The sequence below is a fragment of the Acidocella sp. genome (assembly GCF_027352905.1).
Taxonomy (GTDB): Bacteria; Pseudomonadota; Alphaproteobacteria; order Acetobacterales; family Acetobacteraceae; genus Acidocella.
In genome coordinates this window covers 1-22825 of the sequence record NZ_DAIEIF010000001.1, presented here as the reverse complement: position 1 = coordinate 22825, position 22825 = coordinate 1, and the positions used below count along the sequence as shown (strand labels likewise).

Here is a 22825-nt window from a genome sequence, read left to right as displayed (position 1 = left end):
CCATAACGTCACGCTCTGGCAGGATTTTGGAAAACTGGAGCGCGAGGTGTTAGGACTGAACCTGGACAAGCGCGCCGCCATCCTCGTGGCGCTGGAACAACTGCACGGGCCATGACTCAAGCCAAATTCTACGTCACCACGCCGATCTATTACGTGAACGGCGCGCCGCATCTCGGCCATGCCTACACCTCCACCGCCGCCGACGCGCTGGCCCGCTGGCACCGGCTGGAGGGGGAGGACGTGTTCTTCCTCACCGGCACGGATGAGCATGGCCAAAAGGTCGAGGCCGCCGCCCGCGCCGCGGGCATCGCGCCGCAGGAATTCGCCGACCGCGTCGCGGCGGATTTCGCCGATATGGCGCGGGTGATGAACATCTCCCATGACGATTTCATCCGCACCACCGAGCCGCGCCACAAGCGGTCCTGCCAGGCGATCTGGCGGCGGCTGGAGGAGAATGGCCATATCTATCTCGGCGCCTATGAGGGCTGGTACGCGGTGCGCGACGAGGCGTTCTACGACGAGGCGGAGACGGCGCTCCGCCCCGATGGCGTCCGCTACGCCCTCGCCACCGGCGCCGCCGTGGAATGGGTGGTCGAGCCCAGCTATTTCTTCCGCCTCAGCGGTTTCCAGGAGAAGCTGCTCGCCTATTACGAGGCCAATCCCGGCTTCATCGCCCCGGCGGCCAAGCGCAACGAGGTGCTTTCCTTCGTCCGCTCCGGGCTGAACGATCTTTCCATCTCCCGCACGAGCTTCTCCTGGGGGATACCCGTGCCGGGCGATGAGCGGCACGTGATGTATGTCTGGCTGGACGCGCTGGTGAATTACATCACCGCAGCCGGCTACCCGGACGAGGCCGCGCCGCGCTGGCGCTACTGGCCGGCGGATCTGCATCTCGTCGGCAAGGAGATCATCCGTTTCCACGCCGTTTACTGGCCGGCTTTCCTCATGGGCGCGGGCATCGAGCCGCCGCGCCGGGTGTTCTCGCATGGCTGGTGGACGGTGGAGGGCGAAAAAATGTCCAAATCCCTCGGCAATTTCATCGATATCCGCCCGCTGGTCGATGAATTCGGCCTGGACCAGATCCGCTATTTCCTGCTCCGCGAGGTGCCCTTCGGCAATGATGGCGATTTCTCCCGCCGCTCGCTCATCACCCGCGTCAATGCCGATCTCGCCAATGGGCTCGGCAATCTCGCCCAGCGCACCCTCTCCTTCATCAACCGCAATGCCGGCGGGGTCATCCCGCCTTTGGGCGCGGCCCAGCCCCGGGACGAGGCGCTGGCCGCCGAGGCCGCCGCCCTGCCGGGGCGGATGCGCGCGGCGATGGAGCGTCTCGCCTTCCATGAGGCGCTGGAGGAGGCCTGGCGGCTGATCCGCGCCGCCGACGCCTATATCGACGCCGAGGCCCCCTGGGCGCTGCGCAAGACCGACCCGGCGCGGATGCTCACCGTGCTCCACACCCTTTGCGTGGCGCTGCGCGCGCTGGGGGTAACGCTGCAACCCTTCATGCCGGGGAGCATGGCGCGGCTGCTCGACTATCTCGCCCTCGGCGAGGACCGCTCCCTCGCCGCCCTGGCCGCGCCCCTGCCGGAGGGCGTGGCCCTGCCCGCGCCCGCCGGGCTGTTCCCGCGGGTGACCGGGACGGCGTGATGCTGATCGATTCCCATTGCCATCTCGATTATTTCACCCAGCCCGGCGAGCAGGAGGAGGTGATCGCCCGCGCCCGCGCCGCCGGGGTGGAGGAGATGGTGACCATCGGCGTGACGCTGCGCCAGAGCCGCGAGGCCATCGCCATAGCCGAGCGTTTCGCGCCGGTCTGGGCCTGTATCGGCGTTCATCCCAACCACGCCGCCGATGAGCTGCCGGTGGTGGCGCCGGCAACCCTGGCGGCGCTGGCCGCGCATCCCAAGGTCATCGGCATCGGCGAATCCGGCTTGGATTATTTCTACGCCAAGGCGCCCCGCGAGATTCAGCAGGAGAATTTCCGCGCCAATATCCGCGCCGCGCGGCTGGCGGGGCTGCCTCTGTGCATCCACGCGCGGGACGCGGATGAGGATATCGCCCGCATCCTGCGCGAGGAGCGGGCGGAGGGGCATTTCGACTTTCTCCTGCATTGCTTTTCCTCCTCGCGCGCGCTGGCGGAGGAGGCGCTCGCCATGGGCGGCTATATCTCCTTCTCCGGCATCCTCACCTTCCCCAAGGGCGAGGCGGTGCGGGAGGTGGCCGCCATGGCCTCCGCCGGGCGGATCCTGGTGGAGACGGACAGCCCCTATCTCGCCCCCGTTCCCCACCGGGGCAAACGCAACGAGCCCGCCTATACCGCCCTCACCGCCGCCCGGCTGGCCGCGCTGCGCGGCCTCGCGCCGGAGGATCTCGCCGCGCTCACCACCGCCAATTTCCGCCGCCTGTTCAAGAAAGCGGCGCGGTGAGGCTCACCTTGCTGGGGGTGGGCGGCTCCGCCGGGCTGCCGCAAATCGGCGGGGCGGACGGGCATGGCGATTGGGGGCAGGCGGACCCGGCGGAGCCGCGCAACCGCCGCAGCCGCGCCAGCGCCGTCATCCACACGCGGGAGGGGCGCAACATCCTCATCGATACCGGGCCGGATCTGCGCGCCCAGCTCATCGGCCGCGGCATCGGGCGCATCGACGCGGTGATCTTCACCCACGCCCATGCCGACCATGTCGCCGGGCTGGACGAGGTGCGCATCCTCAACCGCATCCTTGGCGCGCCCATGCCCGCCTTCGCCACCGCCGAGGTCTGGGAGGAGTTGCGCGCCCGCTTCGCCTATGCCTTCGGCCCCTGGCAGGGCGGGTTTTTCGGCCGGCCGGTGCTGGAGCCGCGCGAGATCGCCCCGGGCGCGCCCTTCAGCGCCTGCGGGGCGGAGATCCTGCCCATCGGCCAGGATCACGGCTTCAGCCGCTCGCTCGGCCTGCGTCTCGGCGCACTCGCCTATTGCACGGATGTCGTGCGGTTCGACGCGGACGCCTTCGCGGCGCTGCGCGGCGTGGAGGTCTGGGTGGTGGATTGCTTCACCCCGGCGGCGGATCATCCCACCCATGCGGGGCTGCCGACGGTGCTGGGCTGGGTCGAGCGGCTGCGCCCCGGCCGGACGATTCTCACCCATATGGGGCCGCAAATGGATTACGCCACGCTGCGGCGCGGCCTGCCCGCGGGCGTCGAGCCGGGATATGACGGGCTGACGATCGAATTTTGAATGCGGTTCAGCCTCTGTCCCAGCGGGCCGGCAGCATCAGGGAGAGGATCCGGTCGCGCAGGATGAAATGATGCGCGAGGGCCGCGGCGGCATGGCCCCCCGCCAGCACGATGATCACCCAGGCGTTGATGTCGTGCAATTCGCTGACAGTGTCGTTGGTGGCCTTGGAAAAGGCGCCAAAGGGAGAGGGGATGGCGAGGCCGAAGAAATTAAGGGCATGGCTTTCGGTCCAGGGCCAGAGGAAGCCGAGCACGGCCTGAATGATGAGCAGCGCGTAGAGCAGATAATGCATCGACCGCGACGCGACTCTTATGAGGCCGCTGGTGAAATCCTCGACCTCGTGTCCCAGCACGAACCGCCAGACCAGGCGGCACAACAGCACGGCGGTCAATATGACGCCGAAAGACATATGCGTCACCACCATCAGGTGATGAACGGGGCGCGGAAAAAAATCCCACAACTCGCCCAGGGCGAATTGCACGACCACCAGCAGCGCCACCAGCCAATGCAACAGGATCGATACCGGGTCGTACCGGTTGGCGGGCGCGGCGGAGATCGCAAGTTCGCTCATGGCTGGGGTCCGTTCAGTTTCCGGTCTTGCTCAAGCTATCGGAATCCATATGCGTGAACGGTTTGCCGTACACATGCAAGTTTTCCTCTTCCCGGAAGGTGAGCTTGTCCGGCGAGATGTTGAACGTGATCGTGAATTTGCTGGTCGTATCGTTTTTCAGCATGAAGGGGGACTGCGCGATGCCCTGGGCGCCCGCCGTCAGGGTCATGGTGTCGCCCGCTTTGCCATCCGCCACCACGCAGACCGCCCGGGGAAGCCCGCCGGCGGAGATCACGCCCAGGATCAGGCTGGAGGTGGATATGATGCCGTCATTGGCCCCCAGCACCGCCACCCGCAGCCAGCCCGTCCGCTCCATCAGATGCGTTTCGGGATGCGCCCATGTCATGATCTTCACCCCTCCAGACCAGCATTCCAGCAGGATAAGGCGTGGCGTTACGCCCCGTCGCGGAAATACGCCTCCACCCGGCCCTTCAGCTTCACGGTGAGCGGCTTGCCCTTGCGGTCCATCGCCTTGCCGGCGGCGACGCGGATCCAGCCCTCGGAAAGGCAGTATTCCTCGACATTGGTTTTCTCCACGCCGTTGAAGCGGATGCCAATGCCGCGCTCCAGCAGCGCCGCGTCGTGAAAGCGGCTATCCGGGTCGGTGGAAAGCCGGTCGGGAGGCGTCTCGCTCACAGTATTTTCCTCAGCTTGTTGCCCAGGCGGGTGAGAAAGCCGGCGCGCGGCGACTCCGCCAGCGCCACCACCGGCGCGCTCGCCACCGGCTTGCCGCCGGCGCTATAGGTCACGCTTCCCAGAACCTCCCCCTTGGTCACGCCCCTGGTGAGGTCGGCGGTATAGGTGAAGCTGGGGTTGATGGATTTCACCTCATCGGTGGGCAGGGTCAGGGTGATGTCCCGCGCCGCCCCCACCGGCACCTGCCCGCTTTCCAGATCCCCGCTCTTCAGCGTGTCGATCTGCTGGCCCGCCTTCGCCACCTCCACATCGGTGAAGAAACGCTGGCCGTAGGAGAGCAGGGATTCGACCGCCGCCGTGCTCGCCGCCCAGGTCGGCCCGCCGGTGACCACGGCGATGAGCCGCATATTGCCGCGCTGGGCCGTGGCGTCGATGCAATGGCCGCTCTCGCGGGTCAGCCCGGTTTTCAGGCCATCCACGGTCGAGTCCTTGGCGAGCACCGGGTTCCAGCTCTGCTGGGTGATGTTGGCATAGGTATAGCTGGGCAGCTTGGAGATTTCGAGGATCTCCGGCTCATCATCGAGAATGGCGCGCGACAGCAGGGCGACATCCATGGCGGAGGTGTGCAGCGCGGGGTCCGGCAGGCCGGTCACGTTGGTGTAATGCGTGTCGGTGAGGCCGAGCTTGGCGGCGGTGTCGTTCATCATCTGCACGAAGGCGTCGGTGGAGCCCGCCACCGCCTCGGCCAGGGCCACGGCGGCGTCATTGCCGGAATCGACGATGAGCCCGTGCAGAAGCTGGTCCACCGTCACCACCGAGTTGGGGTCGATGAACATGGTCGAGCCCTGCTGGTGCCAGGCCTCGGTCGAGACCGGCACGGTCTGGTCGAGCTTCAAACTGCCGTGATGAATGGCCTGGTAGACGAGATGCGCGGTCATCAGCTTGGTGAGGCTGGCCGGGGGCACCTGCAAATGCGGCGCCGCCTCGGCGAGGATGGCGCCGGTTTTCGCGTCCATCAGCACGTAGGAGGTCACGCTCGGCAAGGTGGGCGGGGCGGGGGTGGATTTGCTGGCGATAGGGCTGTCCGGCACGGGCGCCGGCCCGGTGGGGGCGGGCGTCGCCCCGATCTTGCCGGTGACATCGGCGCCGCCGGCGCTCTTGGTCTGCCCGGCCAGGGCGGGCGGGGCGAGCGCTAGGGCGGCGGCGAGAACGAAGGGCAGGCCAGGTGGTTTCAACATGGGCGAATCGGACTCCGGGCTGAACTCAAGCCTGGCCTCTCTGCACCCGAAAGGCGGCAAGCCGCAAGCCGCGCCGCCGCCGCGCGCTTTCTTGACTTCTCGCCCGGCGCGGGTTTCATGCGCCATCTTGGGAAGGCGGGGTTGAATGGCGCGGCGTGATCATAAACAGGATGGGATCGGCGAATTCGTCAAGACCATCATCTATGCCGGGCTCATCGCCGTCGGGATTCACACCTTCCTCTTCGAGCCGTTCTACATCCCCTCCGGCTCGATGGTGCCGACCCTGCTGGTCGGCGATTATCTCGTCGTCAATAAATTCGCCTACGGCTATTCGCATTTCTCGCTGCCCTTCGCGCCGGACTGGTTCTCCGGCCGCGTCTTCGGCGGCATGCCCAAACGCGGCGCCGTCGTCGTCTTCCGCCCGCCGGGCGACCCTGGCGAGGATTACATCAAACGGGTGATCGGCCTGCCCGGCGACACGGTGCAGGTCACGGGAGGCCAGCTCTACATCAACGGGCAGCTGGTGCCGCGCGTGGATGCCGGCACCTATCTCGATACGAGTTCCGGGGCGCCGGTGGCGGCGCGGGATTATACCGAGACCCTGCCCGGCGGCGTCGCCCATGCCATCCTCAAAATCACCGACGGGCCGGAAAACGCGGGCGGGATCGACCCCAACAACACCCCGCTTTACACCGTTCCGCCCGGCGATCTCTTCATGATGGGCGATAACCGCGATAATTCCGAGGATTCGCGCTTTCTCAATGGGCCGGTCGGCTATGTGCCGGTGGAAAACGTCATCGGTCCCGCCGTGCTGATTTTCTTTTCAATCGACATGCGGCATCCGTTTTGGGAGATTTGGCAGTGGCCATTCGAGATCCGCTGGGGGCGGATGTTCCACACGATCCGGTGACGTCCGCGGCGGCGGAGACGCTGCTCGGGCATAAATTCCGCCGCCCGGCCCTGCTGACGGAGGCGCTCACCCATCGCTCGGCGGCGGGGGCCAAGGGCCATGGCTCCAATGAGCGGCTGGAATTCATCGGCGACCGGGTGCTGGGCCTCGTGGTCGCGGAGTGGCTGATCGAGCGCTTCCCCGCGGAGCAGGAGGGAAAGCTCGGCCCCCGGCTGGCGGCGCTGGTCTCCAAGCCCGCCTTGGCCGCCATCGCCGAGACGCATGGCGTGGGAGACCTGCTCACCGTCGCGGCGGGGGAGGCGCGGCGGGGCGTGCGCCTCCAGCCCAACGTGCTGGCGGACGCGGTGGAGGCGATGATCGGCGCCCTCTATCTCGATGCCGGGCTCGCCCCCGCCCGCGCCTTCATCCGCCGCGTATTGGCCGGGGCGGTGGAGGCCCAGGCCGCCCCGCCCAAGGACCCCAAGACCGCCTTGCAGGAATGGGCGCTCAAACGGGCGCTGCCCCTGCCGCGCTATGAATTGCTGGAACAATCCGGCCCCTCCCACGCGCCGCGTTTCGTCGTCTCGGTGCGCGTGGGCGAGGCCAGCGCCACGGCCATGGCGGGGGCGAAGCGCGCGGCGGAGCAGCAGGCGGCGCAAACCCTGCTGGAGAGGCTGCCGCCATGACCAGATGCGGCTTCATCGCCCTCATCGGCGCGCCCAATGCGGGCAAATCCACCCTGCTCAACCGCCTCACCGGGGCGAAGATCTCCATCGTCACCCCCAAGGCACAGACCACCCGCGCCCGCGTGCTCGGCATTCTCGTCCGGGGCGGGGCGCAGATGATCTTCGTGGACACGCCCGGCATCTTCCCCCCCCGGCGGCGGCTGGACAGGGCGATGGTCGAGGCCGCCTGGAACGGGGCGGGCGAGGCGGATCTGCGCCTGCTGCTGGTGGATGCGCGCCAGGGCCTCACCCCGGCGGTGCGCGAGATCGCCGGGCGGCTCGCCGCCACGGGCGGGAGGCTGGCGCTGGCGCTCAATAAAATCGATCTGGTCGAGCGGCGTAACCTGTTGCCGCTGGCGGAAGAGGCGGCCCGCCTCGCCCCGTTCGACGAGGTGTTCATGCTCTCCGCCCAGACGGGGGACGGCGTCGAGGCGCTGTTGAATTATTGCGCCGCCCGCCTGCCCGAGGGGCCGTTCCTCTACCCCGAGGACGAGATGACGGACCTGCCCGACCGCCAGCTCGCCGCCGAGATCGTCCGGGAGCAGATATTCCTGCAAACCCGGGACGAGGTGCCCTATGGCGCGACGGTGGAGACGGAGAGTTACAAGGAGCAGCCGGATGGCCGCGTGCGCATCGAGGCCGTCATCTACGTGGCGCGCGAGGGGCAGAAGGCGATCCTGATCGGCGCGCGGGGGGCGCGGATCAAGGAGATCGGCAGCCGGGCGCGCCGGGAGCTGGAGCGGCTGCTGGAAACCAAGGTGGATCTGTTCCTGCGGGTGGCCGAGCGCCCCGGCTGGGACGAGGAGGCGGCCCGGCTGCGCGCCGCCGGGCTGGAGCCGCCGCCCCGCTGAGGCTTTGAGCGGGCGGGGCGGCCATGGTAACCGGGTTGCGGGTAAGGAGGGTTGAACATGCGCGTCGCCGTCATTCAGATGTCGCCTGGGGCCGACAAGCAGAAAAACATCGCCGAGGCGCGGGCGCTGATCGAGGCCGCCACCGCGCGCGAGGCGCTGGATCTCGCCGTGCTGCCGGAAATGTGGACCTGCCTGGGCGGCACGCGGGCGGATAAATTCGCCGCCGCCGAGCCCTTGCCCGCGCCGGGCGGCCAGGGCGGCGAGGCTTATGAATTCCTGCGCGGCATGGCGGTCGCCAATAAGATCCATCTCCATGGCGGCTCGATCGGCGAGCGCCAGGGAGACAAGATTTTCAACACCACCCTCGTCTTTTCCCCGGAGGGGCGGGAGCTGGCCCGCTACCGCAAGATCCATCTGTTCGACATCGTCACCCCGGACGGCCAGGGCTACCGGGAGAGCGCGGTGTTCGGCGCGGGGGAGGAGGTGGTCACCGTCGACATCCTCGGCATCAAGGCCGGCCTCGCCATCTGCTATGATCTGCGCTTTCCCGAGTTGTTCCTGCAATTGCGCCGCAAGGGGGCGGAGCTGATCCTGCTGCCCGCCGCCTTCACTTTGCAGACCGGCAAGGATCATTGGGAGGTTCTGCTGCGCGCCCGCGCCATCGAGACCCAATGCTGGATCGCCGCCGCCGCCACCACCGGCGCGCACCGGGATGGCGGCGGCGAGCCCCGCTACACTTACGGCCATTCCCTCATCATCGACCCCTGGGGGCATGTGGTGGCCAAGGCCTCGGATGGCATTGGCTGGGCCAGCGCCTTCATCGACAGGCGGGTCACCCTCAAGGTGCGCGCCGACATGCCGGTGCTGGAGCATCGCAGGCTGATATGAAATTCGCCTTCCTTGCCGCGCGGACGCAAAATGCGCTCTCCGCCCGGCAGCGTCTGGCGGCGCGCTATGGCGACCATCCGGTCAAGGAGGCCACGGTCATCGTCGCCCTCGGCGGGGATGGGCTGATGCTCGAATGCCTGCACCAGGTTCTCGGCACGTCCATGCCGGTCTATGGCATGAATTGCGGCTCGGTCGGCTTTCTGATGAACGAGTATAACGAGAGCGACCTGTTGGAACGGGTTGACCGGGCCCAGCCCTCGCGTCTCCACCCGTTGCGCATGCACGCGGTGACGGCCGCCGGGGTGGTGGAGGAGGCGATGGCGCTCAACGAGGTCTCGCTGCTGCGCGAGGGGCGGCAGGCGGCCAAGATCCGCATCTCCATCGACCATCGCGAGCGGCTCAGCGAGCTGATCTGCGACGGGGTGCTTATCTCCACCCCTGCCGGCTCCACCGCCTATAATCTCTCCGCCCATGGGCCGATCGTGCCGCTTTCCGCCAATCTGCTGCCGCTCACCCCCATCTCCGCCTTCCGGCCGCGGCGCTGGCGCGGCGCGCTGCTGCCCTCCACGGTGGACGTGCTGTTCGAGGTGCTGGAGCCGGACAAGCGGCCCGTGGCGGCGGTGGCGGATTTCACCGAGGTGCGCGAGGTCGTCTCCGTCGCGGTCAGCGAGGATCGCAGCCTCGGCGCCACCGTTCTGTTCGACCCGGACCGGGCCCTCTCCGAGCGCATCATCTCCGAGCAATTCACGGTCTGACTTTCAAGGCCAAGGCCAAAACAGCGCGGACTTTCTTGCTTGCGAAACCGGGAACGGGACCGTTATTTTCCGCCCGCGTAAGAGAATAAGGAGCGCTCATGTCCGCCACCACCAGGGTTTCGCCGCTCGCGCGCGTGAGCGGCGTGTTCGTCCACCTGTTTGAGCGGCTGCTGCCCGAGCCGTTCGTCTTCGCCCTGCTGCTCAGTGTGCTGACGGCGGTGCTCGCCTTCATCTTCGCCCCTCATCACAGCCTGCCGGTGGTGCTGGGCGGCTGGTATCAGGGCATCTTCACCATCTTCCCCTTCGCCTTCCAGATGGTGCTCATCCTCGTCACCGGCTACGCCCTCACCAGCTCCGCCCCGGTCTCGGCCTTTCTGCGCTGGCTGGCCGGCGTGCCCAAAACCCCGCGCGCCGCCGTCGCCCTCACCCTGGCGCTCTCGATGATCATGGTCGGGCTGAATTGGGGGTTTGGGCTCGTGGCCTCGGCGGTGTTCTCGCGCGAGATCGCCAAGCGCCACCGGCTGGATTTCGCCTGGCTGCTCGCCGCCGCCTATACCGGCTTCCTCATGTTTCCGCCCGGGCTTTCCAGCTCCATCGCCCTGGCCCAGGCCACACCCGGCTCCCCCCTCAACATCGTGCAGAAGCTCACCGGCCAGGTCGTGCCGCTCAGCCAGTCGCTGCTCTCCCCCTTCAACTACGTGCCGGTCATCGTGCTGTTCATCGTCCTGCCCTGGCTGTTCTCGCGCATGGAGCCGCCGCCGGAGGAGACCCAGCCCGCCGACCAGGCCAAGCTGGCGGAGGAGGATCAGCTCGTCATCCATTCCCGCGCGGCGGGGATCGCCGGGCGGCTGGACCGCGCCTGGATCCTCAACCTCGTCTTCGTCGCCGCCGCCTTCGGCTATCTCGGCATGCGGATGGCGGCGGGCACCTTCCATCTCGACATCAATTCCCTCATCCTCATCTTCCTCGCGGCGGGGCTGCTGCTGCACTGGACTCCCGTGGCCTATGTCGAGGCCATGAACTCCGCCGCGCGCGTCACCGGCTCGCTGCTGCTGCAATACCCGGTCTATGGCGGCATCATGGGCATGATGACGGCGACGGGCCTGGCCGGGGTCATCGCCCAATGGTTCATCGCCTTCTCCACCACCCGGACGCTGCCGTTCTGGGGCTATATCTCCTCGATCATCATCAGCCTGTTCGTGCCGAGCGGCGGCGGCCATTGGGCGGTGCAGGGGCCGTTCATCGTTCCCGCCGCGCAGGCCCTGCACGTCAACATGGCGGCGGCGGCCCAGGGCGTGGGTTATGGCGAGGCGGTGGCCAACATGATCCAGCCCTTCTGGGCGCTGCCCCTGCTAGCCATCGCCGGCATCGGCATGCGGCGGGTGATGGGCTTCACCGTCATCAGCTTCCTCGTCTCCTTCGTGGTGTTCGGCGCCGCCCTGCTCTTCCTGGTGTAGACGCCGGGCCGAAGCTTCATTAAAGCCCCGGCATGGCACAGCGCTATTTCACGGTCACCTGGGACCAGCTTCACCGCGACGCCAAGGCCCTGGCCTGGCGCCTCAACTCGCTCGGTCCCTGGCAGGGAATCGTCGCCATCACCCGGGGCGGGCTCATCCCGGCGGCCATCGTCGCGCGGGAGCTGGAATGCCGGCTCATCGAAACGATCTGCGTCGTCACCTATGACGAGGAGACGCGCGGCGAGCCGCGGATCATCAAGCCCGCCGCCGCCTCCGGCGCGGGCGAGGGCTGGCTGATCATCGATGATCTCGTCGATTCCGGCACCACCGCCCGGCAGGTGCGCGCCCTCTTGCCCAAGGCGCATTTCGCCACAGTCTACGCCAAGGAGCAGGGCAAGCCGGTGGTGGATACCTTCATCACCGAGGTGAGCCAGGACACCTGGATTCTGTTCCCCTGGGACACGGAGCCGCAATTCATCGCGCCGCTGGCCCGCCAGCCGGTGTGAGCCTCACGGCGCGCCCGGATTGGGGTGCTGGAGCACCAGCATCGAGCGTCCGGTGACCGTGTAAACATCGCCGGTCGAGAAATCGCCGTCCGGCGCCTCGGCGCCATCGGTATTGATCAACAGCTTCCACCGCTCGCCCCCGGCGCAATCCGGCAGGGTGAAATTCACCCCGTCCTCGGCGGCGTTAAAGATGATGAGGATGGTCGCATCGCCGCCGCGCTTTCTAATCCCGGTGGGCTGGGCGCGCCCGTCTATGAGCATGCCGAAGCAGCGCGTGTTCGGGTCCAGCCAATGTTCCTGCTCCATCTCCACGCCGGAGGCGTTGATCCAGGTGACATCCTTGATGCCCAGCTCCTCGTTATACACCCCGGTGAGAAAACGGTTGCGCCGCAGGATCGCGAAATCATGCCGCAGCGCCGTGGCCTGGCGGACGAAATCGACCAGCGCGGCGTTCGTCTCCCGCAGCCGCCAATCCACCCAGCTGATCTCGTTATCCTGGCAATAGGCGTTGTTGTTGCCCTGCTGGGTGCGGGCGAATTCGTCGCCCGCCAGCAGCATCGGCGTGCCCTGGGAGAGGATCAGCGTCGCCAGCATGTTGCGCAGCTGCCGGGCGCGCAGCGTGTTGACCGCCTCGTCATCCGTCGGTCCCTCCACCCCGCAATTCCAGGAGCGGTTGTCGCTGCTGCCGTCCTGGTTGTCCTCGCCATTCGCCTCGTTATGCTTCTCGTTATAGGTCACGAGATCGTTGAGCGTGAAGCCGTCATGGGCGGTGATGAAATTAACCGAGGCGAAGGGCTTGCGCCCGTCGCGGTTGAACTCGTCCGGCGAGGCGCAAAGCCGCGGCGCCAGCGCCGAGGCGGCGGCCGCGCCGCGCCAGAAATCCCGCGTGGTATCGCGGAACTTGTCGTTCCACTCGGCCCAGCCCGGCGGAAACCCGCCCACCTGGTAGCCGCCCGGCCCGCAATCCCAGGGCTCGGCGATCAGCTTGACGGTGAGCAGGAGCGGGTCTTGCCCGCAAGCCTTGAGAAAGCCGGATTGCTCGTCGAAACCATGCGGCTCGCGCGCGAGAATCGTGCCGAGGTCAAAACGGAATCCGTCCACATGCGTCTCGCTCACCCAGTAGCGCAGGCTGTCCATGACCAGCTGGATGACCCGGGGATGACTGAGATTGAACGTGTTTCCGGTGCCGGTGTCGTTGATGTAATAGCGCTTATTGTCGGGCAGCAGCCGGTAATAATTGGCGTTGTCGATGCCCTTGAAGGACAGGGTCGGCCCCAGCTCGTTGCCCTCGGCGGTGTGGTTGTACACCACGTCGAGAATCACCTCCAGCCCGGCATCGTGCAGGCTCGCCACCATCTCCTTGAACTCGCGCAGGCTCTGCTCGCGGCGGGAGGCGTAGCGGGGATCGGGAGCGAAGAAGCCGATCGTGTTATAGCCCCAGTAATTGGTGAGCTTCTTCTCCAGCAGATGATTGTCGTTGATGAAGCTGTGCACGGGCAGCAATTCGACAGAGGTGACGCCGAGGCTCTTGATGTAGCCCGTCACCGCCTTGTGGCCGAGCCCGGCATAGGTGCCGCGCAATTCCTCCGGCACGTCCGGGTGCAGCTTGGTGTAGCCGCGCACATGGGTCTCGTAGACGATGGTATGGTCCCAGGCCACCGGGTGGCGGTTGGGCTCGCCTCGCCAGTCGAAATTCGGGTCCACCACCACGCATTTCGGCACGAAGGGGGCGCTGTCCCGCTCATCGAAGGTCGTGTCGTCGCCGCTTTCCATCTGGTAGCCGAACACCGCCGGGTCCCAGACCAGCTCGCCGGTATGGGCGCGGGCATAAGGGTCGAGCAGCAGCTTGTTGGGGTTGAAGCGGTGGCCCTCATCCGGGGCGTAGGGTCCGTGCACGCGGTAGCCATAAACCTGGCCGGGGCCGATCCCGCCGATCCAGCCGTGAAAGATCTGGTCGGTGTATTCCGGCAATTCGATCCGCTCCAGCTCGGTCTTGCCGCTCTCGTCGAACAGGCAGATCTCCACCTTGGTGGCGTTGGCGGAGAAGATGGCGAAATTGACGCCCTCGCCATCCCAGCTGGCACCGTGCGGGTAGGGTAATCCTTCACGAAGACGCAAACCGGGGATCTTTGCCACGTTCTCTATTCTCCTGCCTGTCCAAGTTCGGCTCCGTGCCGAAGTCCCCGCTTACATAAGGGCGGCCCAGCGCGACGCCCCGCCGCTCACCGCTTTTTCATAAAAATCTTATGCCGGGCCGGCCCCCTCCGGGCCTGGATTGGGCGCGCCCGCATCCCCACCTCAATCACCTCGGATGAGTGAGGAGCAGCGAGTCATGAACGAGAATGAATTCGAGGGCGCGGCGCGGGAATTCGGCGGAAGGGTGCAGGACGCGGTGGGCGGCCTCGCCGGCGACGCCAAGACCCAGGCGGAGGGCAAATGGAACCAGGCCGCCGGCAGCGCCCAGCGCACCATGGGCGCCGCGGCTGAGGAGCTGCGCGAGACTGTCGGTGAGAGACCCCTGACGGCCCTCGCCCTGGTGGCGGGCGTGTCCTTCCTGCTCGGCTTCCTCATGCGGCGGTAAACGAAAAAAGGCGGCTTCGAGCCGCCTTTTTTCTGGGCGCGTCCCGGCGGCGGCTCAGTCGGCGGCCAGCGCCATCTGCTTGCGGGCCAGGGCCTGGCTCACATACCCCTCCACCGCGTCGGAGATCATTTCGGCGTGGTTGGCGAAGACATGGTCGGCCCCCGCGAACACCCGGTAGTCGATGGCCACGCCTTTCTGCTGGTTGAGCTTGTCCACCAGTTTGCGCACGGTGTTTTCCGGCACCAGCTCATCCGCCTCGCCATGGATGATCAGCCCGCCCGTGGGGCAGGGGGCGAGGAAACCGAAATCATATCCGGCGGCGGGCAGGGCGACCGAGACCCAGCCGGAGACCTCCGGCCGGCGCATCAGCAGCTGCATGCCGACGAAGGCGCCAAAGGAATACCCCGCGATCCACAGCCCGCCATGGCCGGGGTTGAGCGCCTGCATCCAGTCCAGCGCCGCCGCGGCATCGTTGATCTCGCCCATGCCGCCGTCGAACTTGCTCTGGCTGCGGCCCACGCCGCGGAAATTGAAGCGCATGACGGAGAAGCCCAGGCGCTGGAACACCTGGTACATGGTGTAGGTGATGCGGTTGTTCATGGTGCCGCCATGGAGCGGATGGGGGTGGAGCACCAGGGCCAGCGGGGCGCCGCGCTCCTTGGCGTGGTGATAGCGGCCCTCAAGACGGCCCTCCGGGCCGGCGAACATCACTTCAGGCATACTCAACTCATCTTTCATACTAGGGAGGGCCTCGCCGGGCGGCGCGCCATCCTCGCTTACGGATACATTTTTGACACTCTGGCCGGCTTCGTCCCTAAAGTTGACCGCGATGGTCCGGATACTTAAATGCTTTCCTCAAGACCGTGGCTGGCATTTCTGGACTCTTAACCGGCTGAGTGTTGGCTCAGGTCTTTGAATATAGCCTGCTTCGGGCCGGTTTATCCACGGAAATTCGCATGCCTTTCATGTTTTTACGCGAGACGGTGCAAGCCTACAGGGAGCGCGACCCGGCGGCCCGCTCGAATCTCGAGGTGTTGCTCTGCTATCCAGGGTTGCACGCCGTCCTCATTCACCGCTTGGCGCGGGCGGCCTGGCGGGCGGGGTTCGTCACGCTCGGGCGGTTCATCTCCCATATGGGCCGGTTTCTCACCGGCATCGAGATCCACCCCGGCGCCCGGCTCGGCCGCCGGCTGGTCATCGATCACGGCATGGGGGTGGTGATCGGCGAGACCGCCGAGATTGGCGATGATGTCTATATTTATCATCAGGTTACCCTCGGCGGCACCAGCACGGAAACCGGCAAGCGTCACCCCACGGTGGGCGATAACGTCATCATCGGCGCCGGGGCGAAGGTGCTGGGGGCCATCCGCATCGGCGAGAATGCCCGCATCGGCGCCAACGCGGTGGTGGTGGCGGAGGTGCCGCCCGGCACCACCGTGGTCGGCATTCCCGCCCGGCCGGTCGAGCGCGAGAACCGCAAGCCCCGTTTCGCTCCCTACGGCACGCCTTGCGATCCCTGCCTCGACCCGCTCTTCCATGAGATCGAGCTGTTGCGCGGCGAGGTGACGGCGCTGGAATCGCGCCTGCGCGTCCGCGGCGACGCGGAGCCGTGAACCCGTTCCCGCCCGGCCGATGATTTATCTCGACGCCAATGCCAGCGAGCCCCTGCGCCCGGAGGCGCGGGCCGCCGCCCTTGCCGCCATGGACCAGGGCGGCAACCCCTCCTCGGTGCATCGGGCCGGGCGCGCCGCGCGCCAGCTGCTGGAGGCCGCGCGCGAGCAGGTGGCGGCCCATTGCCGCGCCCGCCCGGCGAATGTGATCTTCTGCGCCGGGGCGACCGAGGCCAACGCCCTCGCCCTGCACGCGCTGGGCGCCGGGCGGCCGGTGCTCATCGGCGCCACCGAGCACGAGTCCATCCGCGCCGCCGCGCCGGAGGCCATCGCCATCCCCGTCGGGGCGGATGGCCGGGTGAAGCTGGCGGCGCTGGCGGCGCTGCTGGCGGCGCATCCCGGCGCGCTGGTCTGCCTGATGGCGGCGAATAACGAGACCGGGGTGCTGCACGACATCGCCGGCGCGGCGCGGCTCTGCGCCGGGGCCGGGGCGCTCCTGCATGTGGACGCGGCCCAGGCCATCGGCCGGGTCGAGGCGGATTGGCTGGGCCTGGGCGCCGCCAGCCTCGCCCTTTCCGGCCATAAACTCGGCGCGCCGCCCGGCGCGGGGGCGCTGGTGACCCGGCCGGGGCTGGAGATCCGCCCCCTCATCAAGGGCGGCGGGCAGGAGATGGGGCGGCGCGGCGGCACGCCGGCCCTGCCCGCCATCGCCGGGCTGGCGGCGGCGCTCGGAGCCCCTTATCCCGCCGCCCGGCTCGCGGCCTGGCGGGATGAGGCGGAGGCGTTCTGCGCCGGGCTGGGCGCCATCGCCGCCGGGGCGGGCGCGCCGCGCCTGCCCAACACGCTCTGCCTCGTCCTGCCCGGCATGCGGGCGGAGACCCAGCTCATCGCCCTCGATATGGCGGGGATCTGCGTCTCCGCCGGCTCGGCCTGCTCCTCCGGCAAGGTCGCCGCCAGCCCGGTGCTGCTGGCCATGGGGCTGGGCGGGATGGCGGGCGAGGCCATCCGCGTCTCCCTGCCCTGGAATGCCCGGCCCGAAATGCTCGCCGCCTTCAAGGAGGCTTACGCCGCCCTGGCCCGCCGCGCCTTGCGCCCCGCCCGCCAATCGGCTTAACGAGGGCACGGATTCCAGGACGCTGACCATGCCGAAAATGACTTTCATCGAACGCGATGGCACCCGCCGCGAGGTGGAGGCCCCGCTGGGGCTTTCCGTGCTCGAGGTTGCCCATAAGCATGGCATCGATATCGAGGGCGCGTGCGAGGGCTCGCTCGCCTGCTCCACCTGCCATGTCATCATCGCCCCGGAATGGTTCGGCCAGCTGGACGAGCCATCCGAGGACGAGGAGGACATGCTCGACCTCGCCTTCGGGCTGGAGAAGACCTCGCGCCTCGGCTGCCAGATCGTCATCACCGAGGCGCTGGACGGGCTGGTGGTCAAGCTGCCCGCCGCGGCGCGCAACGCGAGTCAGTAGATGCGGGTGGTAGTGGCGATGTCCGGCGGGGTGGACAGCTCGGTGGTGGCCGGGCTGATGGCGCGCGCCGGCCATGAGGTGATCGGCGTCACCCTCCAGCTTTACGACCATGGCGCGGCGCTGGCGCGCAAGGGCGCCTGCTGCGCCGGCCAGGACATTCACGACGCCCGGCGCGTCGCGGACCGGCTCGGCATCGCCCATTACGTGGTGGATAGCGAGGCCCGGTTCCGGGGCAGCGTCATCTCCGCCTTCTCCGACGCCTACGCCGCCGGGCAGACCCCGGTGCCCTGCATCGCCTGCAACCAGCATCTCAAATTCGGCGATCTGCTGGAGATGGCGCGCGATCTCGGCGCGCAGGCGCTGGCCACCGGCCATTATGTCCGCCGGGTGGAGGGCGCGGAGGGGGCCGAGCTGCACCGCGCCGCCGATGAAAGCCGCGATCAAAGCTGGTTTCTCTTCGCCACCACCCGCGCCCAGCTCGAATTCTGCCGCTTTCCCCTGGGCGGCCTCGCCTCCAAGGCGGAGGTGCGGGCGCTGGCGGCGGAGATGGGCCTGCCGGTGGCCGAAAAGCCGGACAGCCAGGATATCTGCTTCGTCCCCTCCGGCGGCTATGACCGGGTGGTGGAAAAATTCCGCCCGGACGCGCTCGCCCCCGGCGAGGTGGTGAGCGAGGCGGGGGAGGTGCTGGGCACGCATCAGGGCATCGCCCGCTACACGGTGGGCCAGGCCCGGCGCCTGCCGGACCGCGCCGCGCGCCTGGTGGTCAAGGCGATCGAGCCCGGCGCGCGCCGCATCATCGTCGGCCCGCGCCAGGCCCAGTCCCGCCTCGTGCGGCTGCGCGACGTCAACTGGCTCGCCGCCCCCGGCGAGCGGCGGGCGGGGGTGCGGCTGCGGGCGCGGGACGGGCTGCGCCCGGCGCGCATCCGCCCGGAAGGGCAGGGGGCGGTGGTGGAGCTGGACGAGCCCGCTTTGGCGGCGCCGGGCCAGGCGGCGGTGTTCTATGAGGGCTCGCGCATCCTGGGCGGCGGCTTCATCCTGTAATATTATAGCCTTGTTAACCTGCCTCGCCGCAATCTAAGGTAACGCATCACGGGCCGGGCGCGCCGGCCCTCACGCGCGGGCGAAAGGTCATCATGTCGGGTTCGAGCGAAACTTCACTGGTCGTCACCGGCGGCACGCTGACGGTCACGGCCCCCTATTCCGTCGCCACCAATCTCGAATTCGAGAATAACGGCACGGCGAGCGGGGTCATCGTCTTCTCCCGCACCGGCATCACCGCCGGCACCGCCACCCTCGACGGCACGCTCACCCCGGTCGCCAATTTCGGCGGCGGCATCATCGAGAACATGCTGCCGGGCGCCTATCCGGGCATATTGGGCGATCAGGTCGTCATCCAATCGGTCGAGACCCTGTTCAACGCGCTTGACACCGCCGCCACCGCCGCGGCGGATAACGCCGATTTCGGCGGCCACGTCACCTTCGCGGCGGAGAGCGGCAACCACATCCTCGTCATCGACGGCAAGGCGCAGATGAGCGCCGGCACGCCCTTCACCCTCAACCCCAACGAGCAGACCATCGTCGATGAGATGATGCTCGGCCTGTTCGGCACCGCCGCCAATCACGGCACGCTGGACATATCCTTCGCCCAGCGCACCAACCCCAACAGCAACCACCCCTTCATCGACGCGGTGGTGGTGGCGGATACGCCCATCAACCCCTGTTTCGCGGCGGGCACGCTCATCCTCACCACGCGTGGCGAGGTGCCGGTGGAAAACCTCGCGGCGGGGGACAGGCTCGTCACCCCTTCCGGCGGAGAGGAGGAGATCATCTGGATCGGCCGGCGGGAGGTCGATCTCGCCGCCGCCCTGCGGCCTGAGGCGGTGCGCCCCGTCATCATCGAGCCGGACGCCCTGGCCGATGGCGTGCCCGCCCGGCCCCTGCGCCTGTCGCCGGACCATGCCCTCTATTTGGATGGCATTCTCGTCCCGGCCAAGGCGCTGATCAACTGGAACAGCATCCGCCAGGATCACGCCGCCGCCCGCGTCACCTATTACCATATCGAGCTGCCCCGCCACGGCGCCCTCTTCGCCGAGGCGGCGGCGGTGGAATCCTTCCTCGATACCGGCCATCGCGGCATTTTCGACAATGCCGCGGAGGCGGTCATCGCCCTGCCGGCGGCGATGCAGGCCCGGCGCGAGGCTGAGAGTTTCGCGCCGCTCCGCACCGAGGGCAAGGAGGTGGAGGCGCTGCGCCAGCGCCTCGCCGCCCGCCAAAGCGGGGTGCGCCTCGCCGCCCCGCCGCTCTGAGGGGGCGGTTTTTCCGCCCGCCCGGTTAAAGCGCCCTCACCGCCGCGACGAAACGGCGGATCATCTCCGCGTCCTTCACCCCCGGCGCGCGCTCGACCCCGGAGGAGACATCCGCCCCAGCGGCCCCGGTGCGCCGCAGCGCCCCGGCCACGTTGTCCGCATCGAGCCCGCCCGCCAGCAGCCAGGGCTTGGGCGGCTGGAAGCCCGCCAGCAAATCCCAATCCGCCCGCACCGCATTGCCGCCGGGGCGCGTCGCCCCGGGCGGGGGCTTGGCCTCGATGACGAAACCGTCTGCCACCTCCGCCGGGCTTGGGAAATCCGCCGCCGCGGCCACGCCCAGGGCCCGCCAGACCGGGCGGCCAAACCGGTCGCGCAGCGCCGCCACCAGCTCCGGCGCGCCATGCACCTGGAGAATGTCGAGCGAGACGTCCTGAAGAACGTCATCCACCTCCTCCAGGCTGGGCGCCACGAACAGCCCGACGGTTTGCGGCCCGCCGCCGCGCGCGGCCAGCAATTTGGCCTCGATATTGGTGACATAGCGGGGCGAAGCGGGGAAAAACACGAAGCCGACATAATCCGCCCCCGCCGCCGCCGCCGCGTCATAGGCCTCGGCGCTGTTGACGCCGCAAATCTTCACCCGTTTCATGCGATGGCCCTCGCGATGGCCGCCGCCGCCGCGCCGGGCTCCGCCGCCGCGGTCACCGGCCGGCCGACGACGATGTAATCCGCCCCGGCCTCCACGGCCTGCTCCGGCGTCATCACCCGGGCCTGGTCCCCCGGCGCCGCGCCCGCCGGGCGGATGCCGGGCACCACCAGCAACGGCCCGGACCCAAAGGCGTCGCGCAGCGGCGCGATCTCATGCGGGGAGCAGACCAGCCCGTCCGCCCCCTCGGCCAGGGCCAGCCGCGCCAGCCGCAGCGCCTGCCGGGCGGGCCCATCCACCACCCCAGTGGCGGAGAGAGCCGCCGCATCCAGGCTGGTGAGCACCGTCACCGCGAGAATCTTGGGCCGGCTTGCCCCGGCTTGCGCCGCCGCCGCCACCGCCGCCGCCACCATCGCCGCCCCGCCCCCGGCATGGATGGTCAGCAGCCGCGGCCCGAGCGGCAGGAGCGAGCGCACGCCCCCCGCCACGGTGTTGGGAATGTCGTGGAGCTTGAGGTCGAGAAAGATATCGGCCCCCGCCGCCGCCATGGCGCGGTATCCCTCCGGCCCGTGGCGCAGAAAGAATTCCAGCCCCAGCTTCACCAGCCCGCAATGCGGGGCGACAGCGCGCAGCAGCGCCCCGGCGCGGTCCAGCTCCGGCGTGTCCACCGCGACGATCAGCCGCCGCGTCATTGCGGGATGGAGAGGGGCGGCGGCCGCTCGGGCGGCGGGGCGGCGAGGCGTTTCTCGGCGGCGCGGGCGCGGCGGCGCCAGTAGAACTGGCCGGGCAGACCGGCGAGCAGGCCGAGGAAGAAGCCCAAAGCCAGCGCCCCCTCCACCACCGGCCCCAGCCAGGCCTGGGCCGTGCCGAGGGGCCAGAAGCCGATTGTCACCGGCACCCGGTTGGAAAGCAGAAAAATCACCAGCGCCAGGAGAACGATGAGCCCGGCGGCGAATTTCAATAATCTCAGTGTTTTGCTCCGGCGGTCTTTTTCACCGCGGCCGGCGCGGGCTTGTTGATCCGTTCCCGCAATTCCTTGCCCGCCTTGAAAAAGGGCACGGATTTCTGGGAGACCTCCACCGTCTCGCCGGTGCGGGGGTTGCGCCCGGCGCGGGCCTGGCGCTGCTTCACGGTGAACGCGCCGAAGCCGCGCAGCTCCACCCGCTCCCCGCGCGCCAGCGCGGCGGTCATCTCGTCGAAGATGGTGGCGATGATCTTCTCCACATCCGCCACCGTCAGATGCGGGTTATCCTCGGCAATGCCGGCGATGAGTTCAGAGCGTGTCATACGGCCCCCCAAGGCGGGACCATGCCAGGATGCGCCGCCCCGGTCAATAAAAAGACGTGGCACCATGCGGCGAAAAACCAGAGTTTCCAATGATTTTCGCCGGGGCGGAGGGAGCGGAGCCGCCCTGGCCGTTGGCGTTTGCATCCTCCCAAGGCCTGCTCATGCAGGTGGGCGCCAGATATCCGGACCACGGCCCGGACAGTGCCAGCTCCCGAGGGAAGTGCTTAACGGCCCAGGGGATGTCTTGCCTGACGCGCCGGGCAGCTCCAAGGCCAATGTAGGCGGGAACCCTGCCGCCCGCAATGCGCGGTTTCAGATATCCAGCAGGTCGGAGGCGATCTCCTCCGCCCGCGCGGCGACGCGGCGCAGCCGCGCCCGCCGCTCGCCCTCCGCCTTGGCCTCGGCGGCGGCGGGCGGGGCCGCCTTGCCCTGGCGTAAATCGTGCAGCTCGTCGGCCAGCAGCAGCGCCGCCAGCATCAGCAGCCGCGCCTCGCCGGATTGGCCGCCGATTTTCTTGATACTGTCGATCCGCTGCTCGATCTCCGCCGCCATGCGGGAGAGATGGCCCTCCTGCCCGTCCTCGCAGCCGACGGTGTAGGCATAGCCATTGATGCGGATGGTGACCTGGGCCATGATGTGGGTTACTCCGTCCCTTCCGGCGGGCTCAGCCCCGCGCGCAGCCGCTGGATGATCCCATCCAGCGCGTCGGCCAGCGCCGCGCGGTCCGCGCGGTCGAGCGCCTCGGGGTCGAGGGCCTCGCCCGCGGGCGGCGCGGTTTTGCCCGCTTCCGCCGCGCTGGCGATCCGGCGCAGCGCCGCCTCGATGCGGTCGAGGATTTCGTCTTCGGATTCCGACTCGGACATGGGCGCTATTCAACCCGAGCCTGCCCCGCGAGGTCAAGAAAGAAGCCGCGCCATGCCCGCCCCGCTGCCGCCCGCCGTTATCATCCACGGCCTTCCCCAGGCCCGCCGCGCCCTCGCCCCCGGCCGGGCGGTTACGCTGCTCTCCGCCCCCGGCGCGGCCCTGGCCTGGGGCTGCCTGTGGTGGCGGGAGGTTCTGCGCCAATCCGGCCATGCCGGCCCCGCCCTGCTGGATTGCGCCGCCGCCCCCGGCCGCGCGGCGGAGGCGCTGGCCCTCGGGCTGGGCGGCGTCGTGCTGGC

General features: G+C 68.5%; 28 protein-coding genes, 1 other RNA gene and 1 pseudogene. 17 read left to right on the top strand and 13 right to left on the bottom strand.

What is annotated here, in order from left to right:
• The first annotated feature begins 111 nt into the window (after positions 1–111).
• The 3 genes from metG to M7H45_RS00140 are packed head-to-tail and all read left to right on the top strand — an operon-like array spanning position 112 to position 3211.
• The gene (gene metG, locus M7H45_RS00150) at positions 112–1647 is read left to right on the top strand and encodes a methionine--tRNA ligase (RefSeq protein WP_298213473.1); all 1536 of its coding nucleotides are present in this window, start codon (positions 112–114) and stop codon (positions 1645–1647) included.
• Positions 1647–2426, top strand: coding sequence for a TatD family hydrolase (locus M7H45_RS00145; protein WP_298213472.1), 780 nt, complete (start codon positions 1647–1649; stop codon positions 2424–2426). The genes metG and M7H45_RS00145 overlap by 1 nt, the downstream gene beginning before the upstream one ends.
• Positions 2423–3211, top strand: a complete 789-nt coding sequence (locus tag M7H45_RS00140) for an MBL fold metallo-hydrolase (protein ID WP_298213470.1) — start codon at positions 2423–2425, stop codon at positions 3209–3211. The genes M7H45_RS00145 and M7H45_RS00140 overlap by 4 nt, the downstream gene beginning before the upstream one ends.
• 7 nt (positions 3212–3218) lie before the next feature.
• On the opposite strand, the gene M7H45_RS00135 is transcribed toward M7H45_RS00140, so the two are convergent.
• From M7H45_RS00135 to M7H45_RS00120, 4 genes are read right to left on the bottom strand one after another with little or no spacing between them, the layout of a single operon-like run.
• A complete protein-coding gene (locus tag M7H45_RS00135) occupies positions 3219–3782 on the bottom strand; it encodes a cytochrome b (protein WP_298213468.1) in 564 nt (187 codons plus the stop codon).
• Between the two features lie 13 nt (positions 3783–3795).
• The gene (locus M7H45_RS11355; RefSeq protein WP_408832189.1) at positions 3796–4167 is read right to left on the bottom strand and encodes a hypothetical protein; all 372 of its coding nucleotides are present in this window, start codon (positions 4165–4167) and stop codon (positions 3796–3798) included.
• A 47-nt stretch (positions 4168–4214) separates the two neighbouring features.
• Positions 4215–4457 (bottom strand): DUF3297 family protein, encoded by a 243-nt coding sequence (locus M7H45_RS00125; RefSeq protein ID WP_298213466.1) that lies wholly within the window; start codon positions 4455–4457, stop codon positions 4215–4217.
• Entirely contained in the window at positions 4454–5695 is a 1242-nt protein-coding gene (locus M7H45_RS00120) for a D-alanyl-D-alanine carboxypeptidase family protein (RefSeq protein ID WP_298213464.1), read from the bottom strand. The genes M7H45_RS00125 and M7H45_RS00120 overlap by 4 nt, the downstream gene beginning before the upstream one ends.
• Positions 5696–5840: 145 nt before the next feature.
• Here M7H45_RS00120 and lepB point away from each other — a divergent pair, with 145 nt between their 5' ends.
• The 7 genes from lepB (at position 5841) to gpt (ending at position 11766) form a co-directional block, all read left to right on the top strand.
• Complete coding sequence (gene lepB / locus M7H45_RS00115) at positions 5841–6605, top strand: signal peptidase I (RefSeq protein WP_298213462.1); 765 nt, start codon at positions 5841–5843, stop codon at positions 6603–6605.
• Positions 6563–7270, top strand: coding sequence for a ribonuclease III (gene rnc / locus M7H45_RS00110; RefSeq protein WP_408832193.1), 708 nt, complete (start codon positions 6563–6565; stop codon positions 7268–7270). Before lepB ends, rnc begins: the two co-directional genes overlap by 43 nt.
• Complete coding sequence (gene era / locus M7H45_RS00105) at positions 7267–8160, top strand: GTPase Era (RefSeq protein WP_298213460.1); 894 nt, start codon at positions 7267–7269, stop codon at positions 8158–8160. The genes rnc and era overlap by 4 nt, the downstream gene beginning before the upstream one ends.
• A 57-nt stretch (positions 8161–8217) precedes the next feature.
• On the top strand, positions 8218–9048 hold the full coding sequence (locus M7H45_RS00100) for a carbon-nitrogen hydrolase family protein (protein WP_298213458.1): 831 nt from the start codon (positions 8218–8220) through the stop codon (positions 9046–9048).
• On the top strand, positions 9045–9803 hold the full coding sequence (locus tag M7H45_RS00095; protein WP_298213456.1) for an NAD kinase: 759 nt from the start codon (positions 9045–9047) through the stop codon (positions 9801–9803). Before M7H45_RS00100 ends, M7H45_RS00095 begins: the two co-directional genes overlap by 4 nt.
• Before the next feature lie 98 nt (positions 9804–9901).
• Positions 9902–11260, top strand: coding sequence for a short-chain fatty acid transporter (locus M7H45_RS00090; RefSeq protein WP_298213454.1), 1359 nt, complete (start codon positions 9902–9904; stop codon positions 11258–11260).
• Between the two features lie 32 nt (positions 11261–11292).
• The gene (gpt, locus tag M7H45_RS00085; RefSeq protein WP_298213452.1) at positions 11293–11766 is read left to right on the top strand and encodes a xanthine phosphoribosyltransferase; all 474 of its coding nucleotides are present in this window, start codon (positions 11293–11295) and stop codon (positions 11764–11766) included.
• Positions 11767–11769: 3 nt separating this feature from the next.
• Here gpt and glgX read toward each other — a convergent pair whose 3' ends face one another.
• Entirely contained in the window at positions 11770–13902 is a 2133-nt protein-coding gene (gene glgX / locus M7H45_RS00080) for a glycogen debranching protein GlgX (RefSeq protein ID WP_408832186.1), read from the bottom strand.
• A gap of 196 nt (positions 13903–14098) precedes the next feature.
• Here glgX and M7H45_RS00075 point away from each other — a divergent pair, with 196 nt between their 5' ends.
• On the top strand, positions 14099–14347 hold the full coding sequence (locus M7H45_RS00075) for a CsbD family protein (protein ID WP_298213450.1): 249 nt from the start codon (positions 14099–14101) through the stop codon (positions 14345–14347).
• Between the two features lie 54 nt (positions 14348–14401).
• Here the strand turns inward: M7H45_RS00075 and M7H45_RS00070 are convergent, their stop codons facing one another.
• Positions 14402–15067 (bottom strand): alpha/beta hydrolase, encoded by a 666-nt coding sequence (locus tag M7H45_RS00070; RefSeq protein ID WP_298213448.1) that lies wholly within the window; start codon positions 15065–15067, stop codon positions 14402–14404.
• 236 nt (positions 15068–15303) lie between these two features.
• Between M7H45_RS00070 and cysE the strand changes: the two genes are divergently transcribed.
• From cysE to M7H45_RS00045, 5 genes are all read left to right on the top strand, one after another.
• Positions 15304–15960, top strand: a complete 657-nt coding sequence (gene cysE, locus M7H45_RS00065) for a serine O-acetyltransferase (RefSeq protein WP_298213446.1) — start codon at positions 15304–15306, stop codon at positions 15958–15960.
• 19 nt (positions 15961–15979) lie between these two features.
• A complete protein-coding gene (locus tag M7H45_RS00060; protein WP_298213444.1) occupies positions 15980–17071 on the top strand; it encodes a cysteine desulfurase family protein in 1092 nt (363 codons plus the stop codon).
• A 28-nt stretch (positions 17072–17099) separates the two neighbouring features.
• Positions 17100–17429 carry a ferredoxin family 2Fe-2S iron-sulfur cluster binding protein gene (locus M7H45_RS00055; protein ID WP_298213442.1) on the top strand — a complete coding sequence of 110 codons (330 nt, stop codon included), beginning with the start codon at positions 17100–17102 and terminating at the stop codon, positions 17427–17429.
• On the top strand, positions 17430–18470 hold the full coding sequence (gene mnmA, locus M7H45_RS00050; protein WP_298213440.1) for a tRNA 2-thiouridine(34) synthase MnmA: 1041 nt from the start codon (positions 17430–17432) through the stop codon (positions 18468–18470). It begins immediately after the preceding gene.
• A gap of 92 nt (positions 18471–18562) precedes the next feature.
• Positions 18563–19735 carry a Hint domain-containing protein gene (locus M7H45_RS00045; protein ID WP_298213438.1) on the top strand — a complete coding sequence of 391 codons (1173 nt, stop codon included), beginning with the start codon at positions 18563–18565 and terminating at the stop codon, positions 19733–19735.
• 25 nt (positions 19736–19760) lie between these two features.
• Here the strand turns inward: M7H45_RS00045 and M7H45_RS00040 are convergent, their stop codons facing one another.
• The 7 genes from M7H45_RS00040 to M7H45_RS00010 form a co-directional block, all read right to left on the bottom strand.
• Entirely contained in the window at positions 19761–20381 is a 621-nt protein-coding gene (locus tag M7H45_RS00040; protein ID WP_298213436.1) for a phosphoribosylanthranilate isomerase, read from the bottom strand.
• A complete protein-coding gene (gene pyrF / locus M7H45_RS00035; RefSeq protein ID WP_298213434.1) occupies positions 20378–21070 on the bottom strand; it encodes an orotidine-5'-phosphate decarboxylase in 693 nt (230 codons plus the stop codon). Before pyrF ends, M7H45_RS00040 begins: the two co-directional genes overlap by 4 nt.
• The gene (locus M7H45_RS00030; protein WP_298213432.1) at positions 21067–21339 is read right to left on the bottom strand and encodes a lipopolysaccharide assembly protein LapA domain-containing protein; all 273 of its coding nucleotides are present in this window, start codon (positions 21337–21339) and stop codon (positions 21067–21069) included. The genes pyrF and M7H45_RS00030 overlap by 4 nt, the downstream gene beginning before the upstream one ends.
• A 5-nt stretch (positions 21340–21344) precedes the next feature.
• Entirely contained in the window at positions 21345–21665 is a 321-nt protein-coding gene (locus M7H45_RS00025; RefSeq protein WP_298213429.1) for an integration host factor subunit beta, read from the bottom strand.
• Between the two features lie 112 nt (positions 21666–21777).
• Positions 21778–21935: non-coding RNA, 6S RNA (gene ssrS, locus M7H45_RS00020), on the bottom strand.
• Between the two features lie 42 nt (positions 21936–21977).
• Positions 21978–22298: a cell division protein ZapA gene (zapA, locus tag M7H45_RS00015; protein WP_298213427.1), complete on the bottom strand. Its 321-nt coding sequence runs from the start codon at positions 22296–22298 to the stop codon at positions 21978–21980.
• Between the two features lie 8 nt (positions 22299–22306).
• A complete protein-coding gene (locus M7H45_RS00010) occupies positions 22307–22528 on the bottom strand; it encodes a hypothetical protein (RefSeq protein ID WP_298213425.1) in 222 nt (73 codons plus the stop codon).
• Between the two features lie 52 nt (positions 22529–22580).
• Here M7H45_RS00010 and M7H45_RS00005 point away from each other — a divergent pair.
• A pseudogene (locus tag M7H45_RS00005) lies at positions 22581–22825 on the top strand (hypothetical protein); the annotation flags it as partial.